This window comes from Merdimmobilis hominis, from assembly GCF_016901855.1.
GTDB lineage: Bacteria > Bacillota > Clostridia > Oscillospirales > Ruminococcaceae > Paludihabitans.
Map to the genome: position 1 here is coordinate 1 of NZ_JACJKY010000050.1, position 1395 is coordinate 1395.

At 43.9% G+C, this 1395-nt stretch carries 2 protein-coding genes; both read left to right on the forward strand.

What is annotated here, in order from left to right:
- The coding region (locus H6A12_RS12955; RefSeq protein ID WP_204448422.1) for a hypothetical protein at positions 1–623 on the forward strand (623 nt) is incomplete at its 5' end.
- 32 nt (positions 624–655) lie between these two features.
- On the forward strand, positions 656–1273 hold the full coding sequence (locus tag H6A12_RS12960) for a hypothetical protein (RefSeq protein ID WP_204448423.1): 618 nt from the start codon (positions 656–658) through the stop codon (positions 1271–1273).
- Positions 1274–1395 lie beyond the last annotated feature (122 nt).

Consider the following 1395-nt stretch of genomic DNA (forward strand, 5'->3'; position numbering starts at 1 on the left):
CTCCCATGACAAAAACAAACAAACGAAATCTTATCATTGTCGCCGTTGTTTTGTCGGTCGCATTGATCGCAGCAGTCTGCGTTTCCGTCTTTTTCCCGAAAAAAACGATTGCTGATCTTTTGTATCTCACCTCAAAAGATCAGATCAAACAGATCACGATTTCTTCTGTTCATCGTACAAACGTAACCGTCGTTGATCCTGTCGGAGAAACGGTATACAACAAACAGCTCGATATCTCTGATACCCCTCTCGGCAAGCAGTACGTTGATGCGCTCTTTTCGAAACCTGTAGTCCTCCAAGAATCTGGAATATGCACGCCATCAAGAAGAGATGTTCAAGGCACGGATTACAAAGTTGTCACAGTCGACCTCACGATTGACGGCGGTGACGATTTTCCGATCCGTCAAACAAGCATCCCGATAAAATGCTGTGCATATCCACAACGGTGCAGTAACTTCCATGAAGTGATGATCGCTTATGATTACACGCCTGAATATCTTAGAGCGCAATTTGAGAAGGGAGAATATGGGAAAGATTCTAATCAGATTTACTTCTTCACAATCCCCGGCGACGAATTATTCACCTCCGCATTTATCAATGAACAACTGGGGGTAGGTGACTAATTCCCACCCTTATCGAAAGAAGGTGTTTCCATATGACAAAACAGGAAAAACGAAACCTCGCCATTATCGCCGTTGTTCTTTCCGTGGCGCTTGCTTTTGCGGTCTGCGTTTCCGCTTATTTTCCAAGAAAAACAATCGGCGATCTATTATGCCTAACTTCAAAAAATCAGATTACAAAAAATCAGATTACATCGGTAACGCTTGTTTCCTTCTACCGAATGCTTGGCGATGCAGTCGGTACGGAGGAACAGCAGCAAAAAATACATTCCGCTCACAAAGATATCACCGGCACTCCGCTTGCACAGCAGTATATCGATGCAATCTTTGAAAAGCCCGTTGTGCTTCAGGATGTGAAGTACACCGGCTTCGTCGGTATGGGTCAAAACTATTTGACTACAGCCAACGTCTATATCACTGTCACCAATGTCGGCGATGACTTTCCCATTACGGAAAGAGATTTTATCATCTCGTGCAACAGCGATCTCGAACTCTGCAATGTCCCCGAAGTCTTTCTTTACAATAACTATACCGCGGACTATCGCAGCAAACATGAAGAAGTCCCTCCGGAACAACTCTATGTTTTTACTGTCCCGGATGATGAACTGTTCACCTCTGGATTTATCAAAAAACAGCTTGGCGTGAATAAATAATCCAGCGTCCTCTTTTTAAAAGAAGGTGCCTCCCATGACAAAAACAAACAAACGAAATCTTATCATTGTCGCCGTTGTTTTGTCGGTCGCATTGATCGCAGCAGTCTGCGTTTCCGTCTTTT

Coding starts and splice junctions, on each gene's coding strand:
- H6A12_RS12960 (WP_204448423.1), top strand. CDS start 656: ATGACAAAACAGGAAAAACGAAACCTCGCCATTATCGCCGTTGTTCTT.